Below are 18,829 nucleotides of genomic sequence, written 5' to 3' on the forward strand. Positions count from 1 at the left end.
CTTCGTGGTCGCGTCGGCTCACTTGCGGATCAGTTCGCGGGGGACGGAGGTGAACGTCTCGACGCCGGACGCGGTGACCCGCACCGACTCCGACACCTCGAACCCGTACCCGTCCATCCACATCCCGCAGATGATGTGGAAGCACATGTTCTCCTCCAGGACGGCCTCGTCCTCGCTGCGGATGCTGATGGTGCGCTCACCCCAGTCGGGCGGGTAGGCGATCCCGATGGAATAGCCCAGACGCGAAGGCTTCTCGAGCCCGTACTTGGCCAGCGTCCAGTTCCACGTCGACGCCAGCTCGCGGGTCGCGACGCCGGGTCGGATGGTGTCGAGGACGTTGTTGAGGCCCTCGATCGCGGCGCCCGCGACGTAGTCGACGTCGGGGTTCGGTGTCCCGATCGCGACCGTCCGCGCCAGCGGGCAGTGGTACCGGTTGTGGGCGCCGCTGAGCTCGACGACGACGGCCTCGTCCTTCTCGAAGGTGCCCTGGTTCCAGGTGAGGTGTGGGGTGTCGGCGGCGGCACCGGTCGGCATCATCGGGACGATGGCCGGGTAGTCACCACCGAACTGTTCGGTGCCGGTGATCTGCGCCTGCGAGATGACCGCCGCCGCATCGCACTGTCGCACACCGGCGTCGATCACCTCGATCGCCGCACGCATGGCCTCCGAGCACACCATGCCGGCCTGCCGCATCAGCTGGATCTCGGCGTCGGACTTCACCGACCGCACCCAGTTGACGAGCTCGAAGCAGTCGACGAGCTTCCACTCGGGGATCGCGTTGAACAGCGCGCGGTAGGCCTTGGGCGGGAAGAAGTGCGAGTCCATCTCCAGGCCGACGCTGCCCTGCTTCGACGCGGGCGCGATCTGATGCCGTTGGCGCAGCGACCAGGCCACCCAGTCGAAGGGGTGCACGTGCGGACGGTGGACGTAGCTCTCGGGGTATCCGACGATCTGGTCCTCCGGCAGCCACGTGGTGCGGTGTGCGCCGTTGGCGTCCATCTCCCGCAGGTAGAAGACCATCTCGCCCTCGATGGGGACGAAAAGCATCTGCGGCGTGTAGAAGGACCACGCGTTGTAGCCGATCAGGTAGAAGATGTTCGCCGGGTCGGTGACGATGACCGCCGAGAGCCCCTGGCGTTCCATGAGTTCCCGGACGCGCAGGAGCCGTGCGGCGTACTCCGCGTCGGTGAAGAGCTGGGATCCGAGGTACACGACCGGCCCCTAGGTCCGCGGGATCGCGAGGTACTTGGTCTCGAGGAACTCCTCGATCCCGACCCGGCCACCCTCCCGGCCCAGACCGGACTCCTTGACCCCGCCGAACGGCGCCGCAGGGTTCGAGACCAGACCCGTGTTGAGGCCGACCATGCCGACCTCGAGCTTCGACGACAGCCGCAGCGCGCGGTCGATGTCCTGGGTGAAGAGGTACCCGACGAGACCCCACGGTGTGGCGTTGGCGAGCCGGAGCACCTCGTCCTCGTCGTCGAACGGGATGAGTGCGGCGACGGGGCCGAAGATCTCGGTGGACATCAGGTCGGACTCGGCGCTGACGTCGGTCAGGACGGTCGGCGGATAGAAGTACCCGGGGCCGTCGGGCGCGGTGCCACCACACATGACGGTCGCACCGCGTGAGACGGCGTCGTCGACGAGTTCGCGCACCTTGGTCAGCGCCTTCTCCTCGACGAGCGGTCCGACCTGGGTGCCGTCGGCGGTGCCGTCGCCGACGCGGAGCGCGCTCATCTTCTCGGTCAACTTGCGGCCGAACTCCTCGGCGACGCTGCGGTGCACGAAGATCCGGTTGGCGGCCGTGCACGCCTCGCCCATGTTGCGCATCTTGGCGACCATGGCGCCGTCGACGGCGCGGTCGATGTCGGCGTCGGCGCAGACGACGAACGGGGCGTTGCCGCCGAGCTCCATCGACGTCCGCATGACGGTGCCGGCGGCCTGCTCCAGCAGCAGCTTCCCGACGGCGGTGGAGCCGGTGAAGCTGAGCTTGCGCGCCAGGCCGCTGGTCATCCACTCGGTCACGACGGGGCCGGGGTCGTTCGTGGTGACGATGTTGAGGACGCCGTTCGGCAGGCCGGCCTCGGTGAGGATCCCGGCCAGGGCGAGCGACGTCAGCGGCGTGAGCTCGGCGGGTTTGAACACCATGGTGCAGCCCGCGGCGATGGCGGGACCGATCTTGCGGGTCCCCATGGCCAGCGGGAAGTTCCACGGCGTGATGAGCACACACGGGCCGACCGGCTCCTTGGTCACCACGATGCGGTTGGCGCCGTCGCCGGTGGTGGTGTGGTCGCCGCCGATGCGGACGGCCTCCTCGGCGAACCACCGGAAGAACTCGGCGCCATAGGCGACCTCACCCTTCGCCTCGGCGAACGGCTTGCCCATCTCGGTGGTCATGATCAGCGCGAGCTCGTCGGCGCGGTCCATGATCAACCGGTGTGCGCGGTAGAGGATCTCGCTGCGCGATCGTGGTGAGGTCGACGCCCAGGACTCCTGGGTGGCGGCGGCGGTCTCGATGGCGCGACGGGCGTCCACGGCACCGCCGTCGGCGACGGTGGCGATCGCCTCGCCGGTGGCGGGGTTCACCACGGCGAACGTCGCACCGGACTCGGCCGGAACCCACTTGCCGTCGATGAACAGCCCGGTGTCCAGCGCCCGGATCGTCTCGGCTGCGGAACGGGTGTCGCTCACGGTGTCTCCCTCGTCCTGGTCGGGGTGTCTGCGGTGGTGGGGGTCGGGCGGTCGGGATCGATCAGTTCGGCGAGGTGCACACCACCGACGGCGTCGATGGCGGCGTCCACGCCGGCGAGATGGTCGACGGCCATCGCGCAGCTGAAGCCGTCGGTCAGGACGGGTTCGTCGGGTCGACGCGCGCGCAGGGCGGGTGCGAGCGCCTGTTCGCCGACTGCCATGCCCACCTCGTAGTGTCCTCGCTCGAACCCGAAGTTGCCTGCGACGCCGCAGCATCCGTCGGCCGATCGCACGTCGGCGACACCGAGGCGCCGCAGCACCGACGCCTGGGTCGACGGCCCGAAGACGGCGTACTCGTGGCAATGGGTCTGCACGGTGACGGCCTGGGGCACCGGCGGCGGCGTCCACCCGTCGTCGAGCATGCTGCCGACGTGCGTGGCGAAACTTCGGACGCGGGCGGCGACCCGGCGCGCGGCGTCGGTGTGGACGAGTTCGGGCAGGTCCTTGCGGAGCGCGGCCGCACAGCTGGGTTCGGGGACGACGATGGGTCTGTCGGTTCCGTCGTCGAGGGCGTCGGCGGTGCGGCTGAGCACCTTCCGGGCGCGGTCGAGCTGCCCGGTCGAGATCCACGTCAGACCGCAGCAGTTGTCCTTCTCGCAACTGATGCTGTCGGCGCCGCCGAGCACGCGCGACGCCGCCTGCGCCACCTGCGGCCGGAACGCGCGGGTGAACGAGTCGACGAACAGCACGACGGGTGCGTCGTCGCGACGGACCAGCGAGCGCAGCGCGGCGCGGACCTGCTTGCGTCGGGCGAACCGCGGCATCGACCGCCGTGCGTCGAGACCCGCGACCCGCGCTGCGGGACCGGCCAGACGGGTGCCGAGGACGGCGTTGATCATCGGGGCGGTCGCCGTCGCCATGCGCAGCCACGCCGGCATCCAGCCGAGCGAGTAGTGCGACATCGGACGCTTCCGACCCTTGTAGTGGTGGTGGAAGAACTCGGCCTTGTAGGTGGCCATGTCGACGCCGGTGGGGCAGTCGGTCGAACACGCCTTGCACGACAGGCACAGTTCGAGCGACTCGCGGACGTCCTCGGAACGCCACCCGGACTCGACGTCGGGTGCCGACCGCAGCATCTCCTGCAGCACCCGGGCGCGGGCGCGGGTGGAGTCCTTCTCGTCGCGGGTCGCGCGGTAGCTCGGGCACATCACGCCGCCGCTGTGCGAACGGCACCGGCCCACCCCGATGCACGCCTGCGTGGCGTGGACGAACGGGTCGAGGTCGGTGCCCTCGGGGACGTCGGTGTCGGGGGTGTGCGCGGACCCGGGGATCCCGAGGTCGAACGCGGTCTGCCACGTGCGGCGCGGGATCCCGGCGAGCGCGAGATCGTCGCCGATGGGTGCCGGGTCGACGATGCTGCCGGGGTTGAGGAGCCCCTGCGGGTCCCAGATGCCCTTGAACCGTTCGAAGAGTCGGATCATCTCCGGCGAGTACATGATCGGCAGCAGCTCCGAGCGAGCGCGGCCGTCCCCGTGCTCACCGGACAGCGACCCGCCGTGGTCGACGACGAGCTGCGCGGCGTCGCGGACGAACGCGAGCATCGTCGCGCGTCCGGACTCGGTGCGCTGGTCGAATGTGACGCGGACGTGCATGCAGCCGGCGCCGAAGTGGCCGTACATCACACCGGTCAGGCCGTGGTGGTCGAGCAGTCGACGGAAGCCCTCCAGGTACTCGGGCAGGCGTTCGGGCGCGACGGCGGAGTCCTCCCAGCCGGGCCAGGACTCGTATCCCGCACCGGCGTCAGGATCGTCGAGGTCCACCAGACGCGAGGACAGGCCTGCGCCGTCCTCGCGGACGCGCCACAGCATCGATCGCGTCGTCGGGTCGGTGACCGTGCGCGCGTCGACGACGCGGCCGTTCGCGCGGAGTTTGTCGGCGAGATCGGCGACGGCACCGGCGATGTCGTCCACGCGGCCGCCGACGCTGTGCTCGTCGAGTTCGATGTAGATCCAGGCGTTGCCGTCGGGCAGACCCTCCACCGAGGCCCGGCCCCGACGTGCGCGCATGGTGGCGACGATGCGCTCGTCGATGCCCTCGATCGCCGACGGTGCGAAGTCGAGCATGGTGGGGACGTCGCGCGCGGCGTCGACGACGTCCCGGTAGCCGACGCACAGCAGTGTCGGGTGCTGGGACACGGGCACCAGCGACACCGTCGCCGCGACGACGAGAGCGCAGGTGCCCTCGCTGCCGACCAACGCACGCGCGACGTGGAAACCGTGCTCCGGCAACAGGTGTGCGAGATGATAGCCCGACACCTGACGCGGAATCCGCTCCAACTCGACGCGCAGCGGTGCGAGGTTCTCCGTCGCCAGTGCACGGAGCCCGTCCTCGACCTCGGCGGCACGTCGCACGGCGGCGGTGTCGGACGGGTCCGCGGCGCGCAGACCGGTCGCCGTGGCGACGAGAAGATGGCCTTCGGCGGTCACGACGGTCACGTCGACCACGTGGTCGGTGGTACGTCCGTACCGGACGGAGTGGTTGCCGCAGGCGTCGTTGCCGATCGCCCCACCGAGGCACGCGCGGGACTGGCTCGACGGGTCGGGGGCGAACGTCAGCGCCCCGTCGCTCGCCTCGCGGACGTGCTTCTGCAGTGCGGTGAGGACCACGCCCGCCTCGGCCGACGCGGTGGCGCCGACGGTGTCGACGGCGTGGACGCGCGTCATGTGCCGTGAGAGGTCGATGACCACGCCGGCGCCGATGGCGTTGCCGCCCATGCCCGTCCCGCCACCACGGGGGATGACGGGCACGCCGTTGCGGTGGCACCAGGCCACCGCGGTGGCGACCTCGGCCGCGTCGCGCGGGAACACCACGCACACCGGCCGGAGCCGATAGTTGGAGGCGTCGTAGGAGTACTCGGCGCGGCGGCGCGACGAGTCGTCGGCGTGCAGCCCCAGCTCACGCAGGGCGGTGCCGGCCGCGGCGGCGTCGACCGCCGTCGGCCGGGATGAGGTGACGGTCATGGGCGAGGCGTCAGGCCAGCGCGTCGTCGACGGCGTCGGAGAAGCGCTTTAGTCCGGCGGTGATCTCGTCCTCGGTCACCACGAGCGCGGGGATGAGGCGGACGACGTTGCCGAGCGGGCCGCAGGTCAGCGTGAGCAGCTCGTGTCCGATCGCTGCCTGCTGCACCGCGGCGGCCGCAGCGGCGTCGGCGACCGGGACGGCGCCGGATGCGGCGGGGTCGACGAACTCGATCCCCGCCATCAGGCCACGCCCGCGGACGTCGCCGATGCGCGGATTGCGCGCGGCGATCTCCTGTAGCCCGGCGAGGAGCTGATCCCCACGGACGCGGGCGTTCTCGACGAGGTTCTCGTCGCGGATGACGGCGAGGGTCTCGACACCCGCGGCGGCCGCGACGGCGTTGCCGCCGTAGGTGCCGCCCTGCGAGCCCGGCCACGCCTTGCTCATCAGCTCGGTGGACGCCGCGATCGCGGAGATCGGGAAGCCCGAGGCGATGCCCTTGGCGGTGATGAGGATGTCGGGGGTGACGCCCTCGGCGAACTGGTGGCCCCAGAACCGACCGGTGCGCCCGACGCCGGCCTGCACCTCGTCGACGATGAGGACGATGCCGTGGCGGTCGGCGCGCTCACGCAGGCCCTGCAGGAAGGCCGGCGGCGTCGGGAGGTACCCGCCGTCGCCGAGGACCGGCTCGATGAGCATGGCCGCGGTGTCGATCGGGGCGACGCGGGAGGCGAAGAGGTAGTCGAGCTCGCGCAGCGCGAACTCGACGGCCGAGGCCTCGTCCATGCCGTAGCGGTAGGCGTAGGGGAACGGCGCCATGTGGACGCCGCTCATCAGCGGCGAGAAGCCGGCCGAGAACTTGGTGCCCGCGGTGGTGAGGCTCGCGGCGGCGACGGTCCGGCCGTGGAACCCGCCCTGGAAGACGACGATGTTCGGGCGACCCGTGGCCATGCGGGCCAGGCGGATCGACGCCTCGACGGCCTCGGAGCCGGAGTTCGCGTAGAAGACGGAGTCGAGCCCGTCGGGCAGCACCTCGCCGAGGGCTTCGGTGAGTGCGAGCAGCGGCTGATGCATCACCGTCGTGTACTGCGCGTGGATGATCTTGCCGCACTGCTCCTGGGCGGCGGCGACCACGCGAGGGTGGCAGTGGCCGGTGCTGGTGACGCCGATCCCGGTGGTGAAGTCCAGGTAGTCGCGGCCGTCCGTGCCGTGGATCCACGAGCCCGTCGCGTGGTCGACGACGACGGGCGTGGCCTGTTTCAGCGCCGGACTCAGGGTGGCGCGGGGAGCGCGCGTCGAAACAGGTGCAGAGGCCAGCGTGGACGTCATGCGCACAGGGTGACGGGCCGATGGTCGGATTGTCAACAATTGGACCATCCGGTCGCGGCGGCGCCGGATCACCACCGCCGACCACCCGCTCTACGGTGGGCGCATGAGTGCCCGACCGGTGCGCCTGACCGTGCTCACGCGCGACGATCTCGACCCGCCCCACAACCTCGACGCCATCGCCGACCTGGCCGACATTCGGCTCGCGACGGCGACGTCGTTGGCCGACGACCTGCGCGGCAGCGACGTCCTGCTGCTGTGGGACTACTTCTCCTCGGCGCTGCGCGACGCGTGGTCGGGCGCCGACGCGCTGCGGTGGGTCCACGTCTGCGCGGCCGGGGTCGACGCGATGCTCTTCGACGAGCTGCGCACGTCCGACGTCACCGTCACCAACGCCCGGGGTGTGTTCGACGGCCCGATCGCCGAGTTCGTGCTCGCCACGATCCTCGCCCGGGACAAGCAGCTCCACCTCAGTCGTGCACTGCAGCGTGACCACGACTGGCGGTGGCGCGAGACGCGACGGACCGCCGGCTCCACGGCGCTGGTGGTCGGGACCGGCGGGATCGGTCGCGCCACGGCCCGACTGCTGCGCGCCGCGGGGCTGCAGGTGACCGGGGCCGGCCGCACCGCCCGCGACGGGGATCCCGACTTCGGGACCGTCATCTCGACCGACGACCTCGTCGACCACGTCGGCGCGTTCGACAACGTGGTCCTCATCGCGCCGCTCACCGAGCAGACCACCGGGCTGGTCGACACCAGGGTCCTCGCGGCCATGCGGCCGTCGGCGCACCTGGTCAACGTGGGCCGCGGCGCGCTCGTGGTGGAGCGTGATCTCGTCCACGCACTGCGCGACGGCGTGATCGGCGCCGCGTCGCTCGACGTCGTCGAGACCGAACCGCTGCCCGACGACAGTCCGCTGTGGGACATGGAGAACGTCGCGATCTCCCCGCACATGAGCGGCGACGTCGTCGGCTGGCGCGACGAGCTCGCCGACCAGTTCCTCACCCGACTGCAGGCCTGGGTCGCCGGTGAGGAGCTGACCGGCGCCGTCGACAAGCGGCGCGGATACGTGCACTGACGGTGACACACGTGCGCCGAGTTCACAGACGCATCTCAGGCTCGGCTCCTAGCCTCGGTCGTCGAGGCAGGGGACCACGAGCGAGGAGGTCGATGAGATGCGCACACGTCTGCGCCTGAAGACCTCGACCCTGCTCTGTCTGGCCGGGCTCGTCGTCGCCGGGATCGGTCTCGCCTACTGCGTGCACCTCGGCGCTCAGCGCGACGACTCCGAGGACTCGGAGACGTCGGCGGCGGCGCTCGAGTATTTGACCGCGAGCTCCACGCCGAGCGCGGCCCCCGGGGCACCGGTCGTCTCGGCGCCGACCGAGGTGTCACGGTCGAAGATGCTGCTCGGGACCGTCGACTCCGTCGCCTCGTCGCAGATCGTGCTGCAGATGAAGGACGGCCGGACCCACACCATCGGCCTGACCGACTCGACGCACTACGAGTCGCCCCACGCCGACAGCCCCGTGCCGGTCAAGGTGGGTGACCTCGTCGTCGTGCACGTGATGGTCGAGGGCGAGCGCATGACCGCCGACCTGGTCGTCGACGGCCGTGTCACCACGCCGACGCCCTGAGGATCGTGTCGGCGCGCTCACGAGCGCCCGGCCTGACGCGGGCGGATAGTCTGTAGCGCGATGACTGCCGTCTACTTCGTGATCGCGGCCCTCGCCGCGATCGGCGCCGCCGCCCTGTTGTGGCTCGACCGACGCCGCATCGCGACGACGCGTCGTGAGCGCGCCGTCTGGGGCGACGGTCACGGCTTCCGGTACGTCGCGGCCGAGGGCCAGGGTGGCGAGAGCGAACCACCGGTCCGCGACCTGCTGCACCGCGCGACCATGGACGTCGCCGCCGACGCCGAGATCCGCGACCTCACCTTCGGGCGCCACTACGGCGAGATGGCCGTCGTGTTCGACATCGTCGACGTCGCGACCGTGGTCGCCGTGCGGCGCTCGTCGGAGTCGGCCGTGGTGATCGACCTCCGGCAGGAGAAGGTGCTCGCTCCCGCCGAGGAGGACGTCGAACTGCTCGGCGCCATGGGCCGCCGCGTCATGTTCTCCACCCACCTCGACATCGCCCGGCGCGTCTGCGACCGACGGATGGTCGCGCTCGCCACCAACGCCCCCGACTACATCGAGGTGCTGTGGAACGAGGGCAGCTGGTCGGTGGCGTCGATGCCGCTCACCAACGACCCCGAACGCCTCGACAGCGCACTCGAGACCGTCCGTCGCTTCACCGATCTCCTGCGCGTCCTGCCGCCGACCTCCGAGCTGGGCGCCCGGCCCGACCCGCGTGACCCGACGGCGCCCAGTGGCCGCGGCCGCCGCGGACTGCTGGAGCCGAAGACCGAGTCGATCACCCGCGACCAGCTGCAGTCCTCGCGCGGTGCCGCGCCCGCTCGCGACACCGCCGACGTCCCCCCGCCCCGCGCGACGCGCCCGGCCGGTCCCGACAGCGGACCGCGCCCCGCTCCGCGCCCGGCCGGACCGGACAGCGGGCCGCGCCCGACCCCGCGTCCGGCCGGATCGGACAGCGGACCGCGTCCCGTCGACGACGGCGCCCCGCGTCGTGGTGTCCAGCCGATGCCTGTCCGTCGCCGCGTCGAGCGCCGCCCGGAGACCGATCGTCGTCCCGACGACGTCGAGCGCTCGCGCGGTGAGTGACACCCACCCCACCCGAGAGGACCGGATGAGCCGAGAACGACTGGCCGAGTTGGTGACCGAGCTGGCTGTCGTCCACGGACGCGTCACCCTGTCGTCCGGCAAGGAGGCCGACTACTACGTCGACCTGCGCCGCGCGACCCTGCACCACGAGGCGTCCCGGCTCATCGGCACCCTGATGCGTGAGCTCACCGCCGACTGGGAGTACGACGCGGTCGGTGGCCTCACCCTCGGTGCGGACCCCGTCGCGACCGCCATCATGCACGCCGACGGCCGACCGATCGACTCCTTCGTCGTCCGCAAGGCGGCGAAAACCCATGGCATGCAACGGCAGATCGAGGGCCCCGACATCGTGGGCAAGAAGGTGCTCGTCGTCGAGGACACCACCACGACGGGCAACTCGCCGCTGACCGCCGTCCGCGCGGCGCGGGACATCGGTGCCGACGTCGTCGGTGTCGCGACGATCGTCGACCGTGCGACCGGGGCGGAGGACGTCATCACCGCCGAGGGCGTCCCGTACCGGCATCTGCTCGGTCTGGCCGACCTGGGGCTGGCCTGACCGAGTCCGAGGGCGCCGACGCGCCCGGTCCCACCGAGTGGGTCACCGGCGCAACCGAACCCGTCGGCGTCGGTCCGTGGTCGGCCACCCACGCCGGGCCGCCGCCCGAGGACGACCGACTCGACCCCGACCTGCTGGCCGACGGCGACCGGCGCAACGTCGTCGATCCGTACCGGTACTGGCGGCGCGAGGCGATCGTCGCGGATCTCGACACCCGCCGGCACGCCTTCCACGTGGCGATCGAGAACTTCGCGCACGACGCCAACATCGGGACCGTCGTGCGCACGGCCAACGCGTTCGCCGCGGCGGCCGTCCACATCGTCGGACGACGACGCTGGAACCGTCGGGGTGCGATGGTCACCGACCGCTACCAGCACATCGAGCACCACGCCGACGTCGACACGTTGATGCGGTGGGCGGGGGAGCGGGGCCTCGCGGTCGTCGCCGTCGACAACACGCCCGGTGCCGCGCGGCTCGAGACCGCTGACCTGCCGCGTGACTGCGTCCTGCTGTTCGGCCAGGAGGGACCCGGTGTCAGCGACGACGCTCGCACCCGTTCCGACCTGACCGTCTCGATCGCGCAGTTCGGCTCGACCCGCAGCATCAACGCCGGCGTCGCCGCCGGGATCGCCATGCATGCGTGGATCCGGCAGCACGCGGACCTAGGTCACGCGTGGTGAACCCGCGCTGAGCTTGCCGACCCGCGTCGAGCACGGCCCGGGCCCGTGCGGACGACCCGGGTGGGCAACGACGGCGCGGATCGGCGAGAAAGCCGCGGAAACGGCCCGCCCGCGCCCCGCTCGCGTCTCCGCGCCGAGCACGGCGCGGAACCGCGAGTACCGCGCGAGAGCGAGGTCAGTCGCGCGGGAGTTCCGGCTCGGCGGCCTCGGGGACACCGGCGGCCGCGGCGTTCGGCTTCTCGGCACGACGGCGCTTGTAGTACTCCCAGAAGATCGGGATCACCGAGACCAGCACGATGACGATGAAGATCGGCTCGATGAGCTTCTGGATGACCTCGAACTGGCCCAACCAGTAGCCCAGCAGCGTGATGCCGCAGCCCCAGACGATCGCGCCGACGACGTTGTAGACGGTGAAGAGCAGGAAGTTCATCCGGGCGGCACCGGCGACGATCGGGGCCAGCGTGCGCACGATCGGGACGAACCGGGCCAGGAAGATGGTGATCGGGCCGCGGCGCTCGAAGAACTCGTGGGCCTCGGCCAGGTAGCGCTCCTTCAGGAAGCGGTTGCCGGGCTTGAACATCGTCGTGCCGGCGTAGCGCCCGATCCAGTAGCCGATCTGGCCACCGATGATCGCGGCGATCGGGATGAGGATCAGCAGCTCCCACAGCGAGGCGAAGCGCTTGACGTCGGCCGACTCGCCGGCCGCGACGAGTCCGGCGACGAACAGCAGCGAATCGCCCGGGAGGACCGGGAACAGCACACCCGACTCGATCAGGATGACCAGCAGCAGACCGACGAGCGCCCAGGTGCCGAAGTAACCGAGCAGCGTGATCGGGTCGAGGAAGCCGGGCAGCAGCGCCTGGTTCACGGTGGCCGCGTCGGCCAGGACGGTCGAAGTCACGGGTACACACCCTAGACGGTCCGACCTGAGGAAACCCTGTGCGCGCGGGGCCGGTCAGCATGGAACAGTTGACGCCATGCCCGGCACCAACCTGACCCGTGACGAAGCCCGCGAGCGCGCCGAGATCGTCTCCGATCCCGTCTACCGCGTCGACCTCGACCTCACCCTCGAGGCACCCGAGTCCGGCACGCACCGGTTCGGCTCGGTGACGACGCTGACCTTCTCCGCCACGCCGGGGTCCTCGACGTTCGTCGACCTCGTCGACGCCGAGATCGACAGCATCGTCCTCAACGGCACCGACATCCCCGCCGACGCGTACGCCGACAACCGGATCGCGCTGAGCGACCTCGCCGCCGACAACGAGCTCGTCGTCGCCGCGCGCTGCGCCTACTCCCACTCCGGCGAGGGCCTGCACCGCTTCGTCGACCCGTCCGACGACCGCGTGTACCTCTACACCCAGTTCGAGGTGCCCGACGCCCGCCGCGTCTACGCGACGTTCGAGCAGCCCGATCTGAAGTCGACCTTCACGTTCACCGTCACCGCGCCGTCGCACTGGCAGGTGGTGAGCAACTCGGCGTCGCCCGATCCCGACGTCGTCGACGACGGCAACGCGGTGTGGCGCTTCGACGAGACGAAGCGGATGTCGACCTACATCACCGCGCTCGTCGCGGGGGAGTACCACGTCGTGCGCGACGTCTACTCCGGCGAGTACGCCGACATCCCGCTCGGTGTCTTCTGCCGGCAGTCGCTGGCCGAGCACCTCGACGCCGACGAGATCCTCGCCATCACCAAGCAGGGCTTCGCGTTCTTCGAGAACGCCTTCGCGATGGGGTATCCGTTCGGCAAGTACGACCAGCTGTTCGTGCCGGAGTACAACATGGGCGCGATGGAGAACGCCGGCGCGGTGACGTTCCGCGACGAGATGATCTACCGGAGCCGACAGACCCGCGCCGCCTACGAGCAGCGCGCGAACACGATCCTCCACGAGATGGCCCACATGTGGTTCGGCGACCTCGTCACCATGAAGTGGTGGGATGACCTGTGGCTCAACGAGTCCTTCGCCGAGTGGGCCGCGCACCACGCGTCGGCGGAGGCGACCGAGTTCACCGACGCCTGGACCGGTTTCACGAACAACCGCAAGAACTGGGCCTACCGGCAGGACCAGCTGCCCTCGACACACCCGATCGCGGCGGACAACTTCGACCTGCACGCCGTCGAGGCCAACTTCGACGGCATCACCTACGCGAAGGGCGCGTCGTCGCTGAAGCAGCTCGTCGCCTGGGTCGGCATCGACGACTTCCTCACCGGCCTGCGCGCCTACTTCACCCGCCACGCCTACGGCAACACCGAGCTGTCGGATCTGTTGCACGAGTTGGAGACCGCGTCGGGTCGTGAGCTCGACGGGTGGGCCGCGGAGTGGTTGCAGACCACCGGTGTGAACACCCTGCGGGCACGGTTCGAGGTCGGCGACGACGGGACGTTCACGTCGTTCGCCGTGGACCAGTCGGCGCACCCCGATCACCCGACCCTGCGACGCCACCGCATCGCGATCGGCCTGTACGACATCGTCGACGGCGCCGTGGTCCGGACCCACCGCGTCGAGACCGACGTCGAGGGTGAGAGCACCGACTTCGCCGAGCTGGTCGGCCGAGAGCAGCCGGATCTGGTGCTGCTCAACGACGACGACCTCACCTACGCCAAGATCCGCCTCGACGAGCGGTCGCTGGCGACGCTGCTCGAGCACATCCACCACATCAGCGAGTCGCTGCCGCGCGCACTGTGCTGGAGCGCCGCATGGGACATGACGCGCGACGCGCAGTTGCCCGCACCACGTTTCGTCGATCTCGTGCTCGCCGGTGTCGGGTCGGAGTCGGACCTGACCGCGGTCGCGTCGCTGCTGCGCCAGGCGCAGAGCGCGGTCAGCCTGTTCAGCCCCGAGGGCGACGTCGACGCGCTGCAGGCGCGGTGGGCGCTGGGCGTCCACGACCTGCTCGTCGCGGCCGAGGCGGGCAGCGACCACCAGCTCGCGTTGGCGCGGGGCTTCGCGGCTGCGGCAACCGACGCGTCGGCCATCCGGTCGCTGCTCGACGGTGGCCTCGAGGGACTCACCGTCGACCCCGACCTGCGCTGGACGTTCGTCGGCGCTCTGGCCCGCCTCGGTGATCTCTCCGACGACGAGCTCGACGCCGAACTGCAGCGGGACCCGACCAACTCCGGCGCCGAGCGCGCCGCCGGCGTGCGGGCCATGCGTCCGACCGCCGAGGCCAAGGCCGACGCCTGGGAGAAGGCGGCGCTCGACCCGTCGACACCGAACGAGACCCGCCGTGCGTACGCGGGCGGGTTCCAGGTGTCCGGTCAGGCCGACGTCCTGGAGCCCTACGTCGAGAAGTACCTGGAGCTCGCGTCGACCGTCGTCCCGACGATGGGTGTGTGGATCGGGCGGATCGTGCTGATCAGCATGTTCCCGCTGGCCAACCCCAGCCGGTCCACGCTCGAGCGTGTCGACGCCTGGCTCGCGGACACCGACGCCGACGCCACCGCCCGCCGGTACGTCAGCGAGGGCCGCGACGACCTCGCCCGCGCCCTGGCGGCGCGCGCCGCGGGCTGACAAGACTGCCCGTGACCGGCACCACCGTGAGTTGACATACTGGCCCCACGAGCAGCGACCCCGGTGACCCCGGCCGCCGCACTCCGCACAACGACCGGTTGGAGGACCGTCACATGCCCATCGCCACCCCCGAGCAGTACGCGCAGATGCTCGACAGCGCCAAGAAGGGCGGCTACGCCTTCCCGGCCATCAACTGCACGTCGTCGGAGACGATCAACGCGGCGATCAAGGGCTTCGCGGACGCCGGCAGCGACGGCATCATCCAGTTCTCCACCGGTGGTGCGGAGTTCGGGTCGGGCCTCGGGGTCAAGGACATGGTCACCGGCGCGGTCGCGTTGGCCGAGTTCGCCCACGTCGTCGCAGCGAAGTACGACGTCCTCGTCGCGCTGCACACCGACCACTGCCCGAAAGACAAGCTCGACACCTACGTCCGCCCGCTGATCGCGATCAGCCAGGAGCGTGTCGACGCCGGTCAGAACCCGCTGTTCCAGTCGCACATGTGGGACGGCAGCGCGGTGCCGCTGGACGAGAACCTCGAGATCGCCAAGGACCTGCTGGCCAAGGCCGCGTCGGCGAACATCATCCTGGAGATCGAGATCGGCGTGGTCGGCGGCGAGGAGGACGGCGTCGAGAACGAGATCAACGAGAAGCTGTTCACCACCGCCGAGGACTTCGAGAAGACCGTCGACGCACTCGGTGCGGGCGACTCGGGCAGCCGCTACCTGCTGGCCGCCACCTTCGGCAACGTCCACGGCGTCTACAAGCCGGGCAACGTGAAGCTCCGTCCGGAGGTGCTCAAGACCGGCCAGGAGGTCGCGGTCCGCAAGCTCGGCGACGGCGCCGGGGACAAGCCCTTCGACTTCGTCTTCCACGGCGGCTCCGGCTCGCTGAAGAGCGAGATCGACGAGGCGCTGAGCTACGGCGTCATCAAGATGAACGTCGACACCGACACCCAGTACGCCTTCACCCGCCCGATCGCCGGCCACATGCTCGGCAACTACGACGGCGTGCTGAAGATCGACGGCGAGGTCGGCAACAAGAAGGTCTACGACCCGCGCAGCTACCTCAAGAAGGCCGAGGCGAGCATGAGCGAGCGCGTCGTCGAGGCCTGCAACGACCTGAAGTCGGCCGGCAAGTCGATCGCGAAGTAGTCACCCCGCCCGGCCGACGCGTCCTCGCGTCGGCCGGGGCGTGGGTTATCCGGTGGGCTGCGACCCCGCCGACGACGAACACACCTTCCAGGAGCCGTCCTGCGACTCGAGTCGCAGCACGACGTCCGACGTCTTGTCCGGCGAGCCGGTCAGCGCCGCGCTGACCTCGACGATCGCGTTCGTCGGGTCGACGACGCGCGCCGCCTTCACGCCGCGCACCTCGACGAGCCGCCCCGCGTCCTTCTGCGCGCGGTACTGCGCCGCGAACGCCTGCGGGTCGGTCGAGTCGTAGAACTGCTTGCGGTCACCGCACGTCACGTCCCGTAGCGTCGTCAGATCGCCGTTCGACAGCGCGGTCGCGTAGTTCTGCGCGACGTCGGCGGCCTGGTCGGCCTGCGGGACCGCGGGGCTCCCGCGGGAGGCGAGCACCGCGATCACGACGACGACCACCGCCACGATGATCGCGGCGATCGAGCTGGCCCAGACGAGCAGCTTCCGACGGTTCTGCCCGCTGTCCGGACGTGGCCCGGTGCCGGCCGTCACCGGCGGGATGTACTGCGGCGCAGCCTTCTCTTCGGCGACGGGCGCGATCTTCTGCGGCTCCGCACGTGCGGTCTCGGGCTCCGGTTCCGGTTTTGGCTCCGGTTCGGGTTCGGCATCGGACCCCGCCTCGGGCGATGAGGGCTCGTCGGACCCCGACGGCTCCGCGGTGTCCTCGGGCTCGTCCTCGGACGACGCAGCCGCCACCACCTCGTCGGGTTCCGGGGTCTCGGACTCCCCATCGGACGCCGACTCGTCCTGCGCGGGCTCGTCGACCCCGGCTGCGTCCTCGGTCTGGTCCTCAGCCTCAGCCTCGGCCTTGGTCTCGTCCTCAGCCTCAGCCTCAGCCTTGGTCTCGTCCTCGGGCACAGCGTCGGCCGCGGGCGCGGCCTCGGGCTCCGGCTCAGGCTCGGCGGAATCCCCCTCGTCGGCGGCGTCGTCGGTCCCCTCCGACTCGGTATCGCCGGCGGTGTCCGCCGCGTCGTCGGCGGCCTCCTCGCCGTCCGTCGCGTCGTCGACCGGATCCGCGTCGGGGGCGACCTCGTCGGGGGCGACCTCGTCCTCCGCGGCGGCAGTCGGCTCCTCGGCATCGACGTCGGCGGCGGCCGTCGGCTCCTCGGGATCGACGTCGGCGGCGGCCGGTGACTCGGCGTCAGTCGCGGCCTCGGTCGTGTCGTCGGTCGGCTCGGTCACCTCCGGTCGGGCGGTGTCCTCGGCGGGGTCCGGCGTCTCGGCGGGCGTGCTCGTCGCGGACCGTGCGGCGCTCTCGTCCGGCGCGGACGGTGTCGTCCGACGGCGTCGCAGCGATCGCGCCACGCGTCCGAGCGCGGAATCGCCGGTGTCGTCGGGATGCGACATCGTGCCTCGCCTTCATCAGTGCTGGATCCCCTGTGCGCCCCCAGCGCCCAGCCAGACTAACGAACGGCTCCGCGATGTCCGGCGACGCCGTCGGTGGCGTGCACAATGAGGCGGTGACGTCATTCGGAGACCTGCTCGGACCGCAACCGACCCTGCTGACCGGCGACGACGAGGCCGAGTCGGACCTGCTGAACGGCACCGCCGCCGAGGCCGTCGCCGCGGCGCACCCGACGGCGTCGATCGCGTGGGCGCAGCTCGCCGAGGACGCGCTCGCGTCCGGCGCGACCATCACCGCCTACGCCTACGCGCGCACCGGCTACCACCGTGGACTGGACCAGCTGCGACGCCACGGATGGAAGGGCTTCGGCCCGGTGCCGTGGAGCCACGAGCCCAACCGCGGGTTCCTCCGCTGCGTGGGTGCGCTGGCCCGGGCGGCGCAGGCCATCGGCGAGCAGGACGAGTACCTGCGATGCCTCGACCTGCTGAACGACAGTGACCCCGCCGCGGCCGGCGAGCTCGGACTCGCCTGATCCGGATCGGTCGCACCCGCGCCCGCGGGTGACGGTCGACACGGCACTCGAGACGGTCCGGCGCCGACAGAACGCACTGCCGACGCCGATCCGCACCCGGACACGGCGCGTCTGGTACTCCCTGATCCCGGTCCTGCAGTGCGCCATCGCCGCCGGGGTCTCCTGGGCCGTGGCGCACGACGTGATCGGTCACTCGCAACCGTTCTTCGCGCCGATCGCCGCGGTCATCTCGCTCGGGGTGTCCCTCGGCCAGCGTTGGCGCCGTGCGGTGGAGATGGTGGTCGGTGTCACCGTCGGGATCGGTGTCGGCGACCTCATCGTCAGCCTCATCGGGACCGGCGCATGGCAGATCTCGGTCGTCGTGGGTCTCGCCATGACCGTCGCGGTCGCCGTCGACCGCGGACCGCTCGTCCCGCTGCAGGCGGGCAGCTCGGCCGTGCTCGTGGCGACGTTGCTGCCGCCCGGGGGACCGGCGGGGGTCAACCGCATGGTCGACGCGCTCGTCGGCGGTGTCATCGGCGTGCTGATCGTGGCGCTGGTCCCGACGCATCCGGTCCTGCGCGCGCGGCGTGACGCCGCCGCCGTGCTGCACACCATGGCCGGGGTGGTCGACGGGATCGTCGACGGACTCGGTGCCCGCGACGTCGAGATCGTCTCCGGCGCGCTGAAGCGGGCCCGCTCGACGCAGGGTGCCATCGACACCATGCGGTCGGACCTCAGCGGTGGTCGCGAGATCAGCCGCATCTCACCGCTGTACTGGAACTCCCGCCGGCGTCTGAGTCGCCTCGAGGCGACTGCCGACCCCATCGACAACGCCGTCCGCAACCTCCGGGTGCTGGCGCGGCGTGCGGTCTCGGCCATCCAGGCCGACGAACCGGTGCACGACGAGGTCGTCGACGTCGTGGCCGACCTCGTCGGGGCGCTGGATGTGTTGCGCCGCATGCTTCTCGCCGATCCCGGGGAATCGCCCGACGGCGCCGACGCGGCACGCGTGCTACGGACCATCGCTCGGAAGGCGAAGCCGGAGTTGGTCGCCGGAGGAGGCCTGTCGGAGACGGTGATCCTCGCGCAGGTGCGCTCGATTGTGGTCGACCTGTTGATGGTCTCCGGTCTCAAGCGGGAGTCCGCGCTGGCGACGCTGCGCTGACGTCGTCACACACGTCCGCTCCGCGCGAGCAGAGGGCAATGCTCCCTCTGCTCGCGTATGTCGGACGTTTGCGACGGGCGCGCTTGCCATACATGCGTGA

Annotated in this window: 15 protein-coding genes; 9 read left to right on the forward strand and 6 right to left on the reverse strand. The window is 70.9% G+C overall.

Annotated elements, in window-relative coordinates; genetic code table 11:
* Nucleotides 1-18 precede the first annotated feature (18 nt).
* From LX12_RS14045 to LX12_RS14060, 4 genes are read right to left on the reverse strand one after another with little or no spacing between them, the layout of a single operon-like run.
* Nucleotides 19-1,212: a M24 family metallopeptidase gene (locus LX12_RS14045; RefSeq protein WP_253655206.1), complete on the reverse strand. Its 1,194-nt coding sequence runs from the start codon at nucleotides 1,210-1,212 to the stop codon at nucleotides 19-21.
* A gap of 9 nt (nucleotides 1,213-1,221) precedes the next feature.
* Complete coding sequence (locus LX12_RS14050) at nucleotides 1,222-2,691, reverse strand: NAD-dependent succinate-semialdehyde dehydrogenase (RefSeq protein ID WP_253655207.1); 1,470 nt, start codon at nucleotides 2,689-2,691, stop codon at nucleotides 1,222-1,224.
* Nucleotides 2,688-5,711, reverse strand: a complete 3,024-nt coding sequence (locus LX12_RS14055) for an FAD-binding and (Fe-S)-binding domain-containing protein (protein WP_253655208.1) — start codon at nucleotides 5,709-5,711, stop codon at nucleotides 2,688-2,690. Before LX12_RS14055 ends, LX12_RS14050 begins: the two co-directional genes overlap by 4 nt.
* Before the next feature lie 10 nt (nucleotides 5,712-5,721).
* Entirely contained in the window at nucleotides 5,722-7,038 is a 1,317-nt protein-coding gene (locus LX12_RS14060; RefSeq protein ID WP_253655209.1) for an aspartate aminotransferase family protein, read from the reverse strand.
* 103 nt (nucleotides 7,039-7,141) lie between these two features.
* On the opposite strand from LX12_RS14060, the gene LX12_RS14065 reads away from it, so the two are divergent.
* The 5 genes from LX12_RS14065 to LX12_RS14085 all read left to right on the forward strand — a co-directional run bounded on the left by LX12_RS14065 (nucleotide 7,142) and on the right by LX12_RS14085 (nucleotide 10,994).
* Nucleotides 7,142-8,113: a D-2-hydroxyacid dehydrogenase gene (locus tag LX12_RS14065; protein ID WP_253655210.1), complete on the forward strand. Its 972-nt coding sequence runs from the start codon at nucleotides 7,142-7,144 to the stop codon at nucleotides 8,111-8,113.
* Nucleotides 8,114-8,210: 97 nt separating this feature from the next.
* A complete protein-coding gene (locus tag LX12_RS14070) occupies nucleotides 8,211-8,672 on the forward strand; it encodes a hypothetical protein (protein WP_253655211.1) in 462 nt (153 codons plus the stop codon).
* 60 nt (nucleotides 8,673-8,732) lie between these two features.
* Entirely contained in the window at nucleotides 8,733-9,758 is a 1,026-nt protein-coding gene (locus tag LX12_RS14075) for a TtfA family protein (RefSeq protein ID WP_253655212.1), read from the forward strand.
* A gap of 25 nt (nucleotides 9,759-9,783) precedes the next feature.
* Nucleotides 9,784-10,314, forward strand: coding sequence for an orotate phosphoribosyltransferase (gene pyrE, locus LX12_RS14080; protein ID WP_253655213.1), 531 nt, complete (start codon nucleotides 9,784-9,786; stop codon nucleotides 10,312-10,314).
* Nucleotides 10,311-10,994 (forward strand): TrmH family RNA methyltransferase, encoded by a 684-nt coding sequence (locus LX12_RS14085; protein ID WP_253655533.1) that lies wholly within the window; start codon nucleotides 10,311-10,313, stop codon nucleotides 10,992-10,994. Before pyrE ends, LX12_RS14085 begins: the two co-directional genes overlap by 4 nt.
* A gap of 175 nt (nucleotides 10,995-11,169) precedes the next feature.
* Here LX12_RS14085 and LX12_RS14090 read toward each other — a convergent pair whose 3' ends face one another.
* Nucleotides 11,170-11,895 carry a DedA family protein gene (locus tag LX12_RS14090; protein ID WP_253655214.1) on the reverse strand — a complete coding sequence of 242 codons (726 nt, stop codon included), beginning with the start codon at nucleotides 11,893-11,895 and terminating at the stop codon, nucleotides 11,170-11,172.
* A 76-nt stretch (nucleotides 11,896-11,971) separates the two neighbouring features.
* On the opposite strand from LX12_RS14090, the gene pepN reads away from it, so the two are divergent.
* Together pepN and fbaA are read left to right on the forward strand one after the other, a co-directional pair.
* Nucleotides 11,972-14,503 (forward strand): aminopeptidase N, encoded by a 2,532-nt coding sequence (pepN, locus tag LX12_RS14095; RefSeq protein WP_253655215.1) that lies wholly within the window; start codon nucleotides 11,972-11,974, stop codon nucleotides 14,501-14,503.
* Between the two features lie 113 nt (nucleotides 14,504-14,616).
* A complete protein-coding gene (gene fbaA, locus LX12_RS14100; RefSeq protein ID WP_253655216.1) occupies nucleotides 14,617-15,654 on the forward strand; it encodes a class II fructose-bisphosphate aldolase in 1,038 nt (345 codons plus the stop codon).
* A 45-nt stretch (nucleotides 15,655-15,699) separates the two neighbouring features.
* Here fbaA and LX12_RS14105 read toward each other — a convergent pair whose 3' ends face one another.
* Nucleotides 15,700-17,052, reverse strand: a complete 1,353-nt coding sequence (locus LX12_RS14105) for an Rv0361 family membrane protein (RefSeq protein WP_253655217.1) — start codon at nucleotides 17,050-17,052, stop codon at nucleotides 15,700-15,702.
* Nucleotides 17,053-17,165: 113 nt separating this feature from the next.
* Between LX12_RS14105 and LX12_RS14110 the strand changes: the two genes are divergently transcribed.
* Together LX12_RS14110 and LX12_RS14115 are read left to right on the forward strand one after the other, a co-directional pair.
* Nucleotides 17,166-17,582: a DUF3151 domain-containing protein gene (locus tag LX12_RS14110; protein ID WP_253655218.1), complete on the forward strand. Its 417-nt coding sequence runs from the start codon at nucleotides 17,166-17,168 to the stop codon at nucleotides 17,580-17,582.
* Between the two features lie 28 nt (nucleotides 17,583-17,610).
* Nucleotides 17,611-18,729, forward strand: a complete 1,119-nt coding sequence (locus tag LX12_RS14115) for an FUSC family protein (RefSeq protein WP_253655219.1) — start codon at nucleotides 17,611-17,613, stop codon at nucleotides 18,727-18,729.
* The last annotated feature ends 100 nt before the right edge of the window (nucleotides 18,730-18,829 follow it).

This window comes from Williamsia serinedens (assembly GCF_024171725.1).
In the GTDB taxonomy this organism is placed as follows: Bacteria; Actinomycetota; Actinomycetes; order Mycobacteriales; family Mycobacteriaceae; genus Williamsia_A; species Williamsia_A serinedens.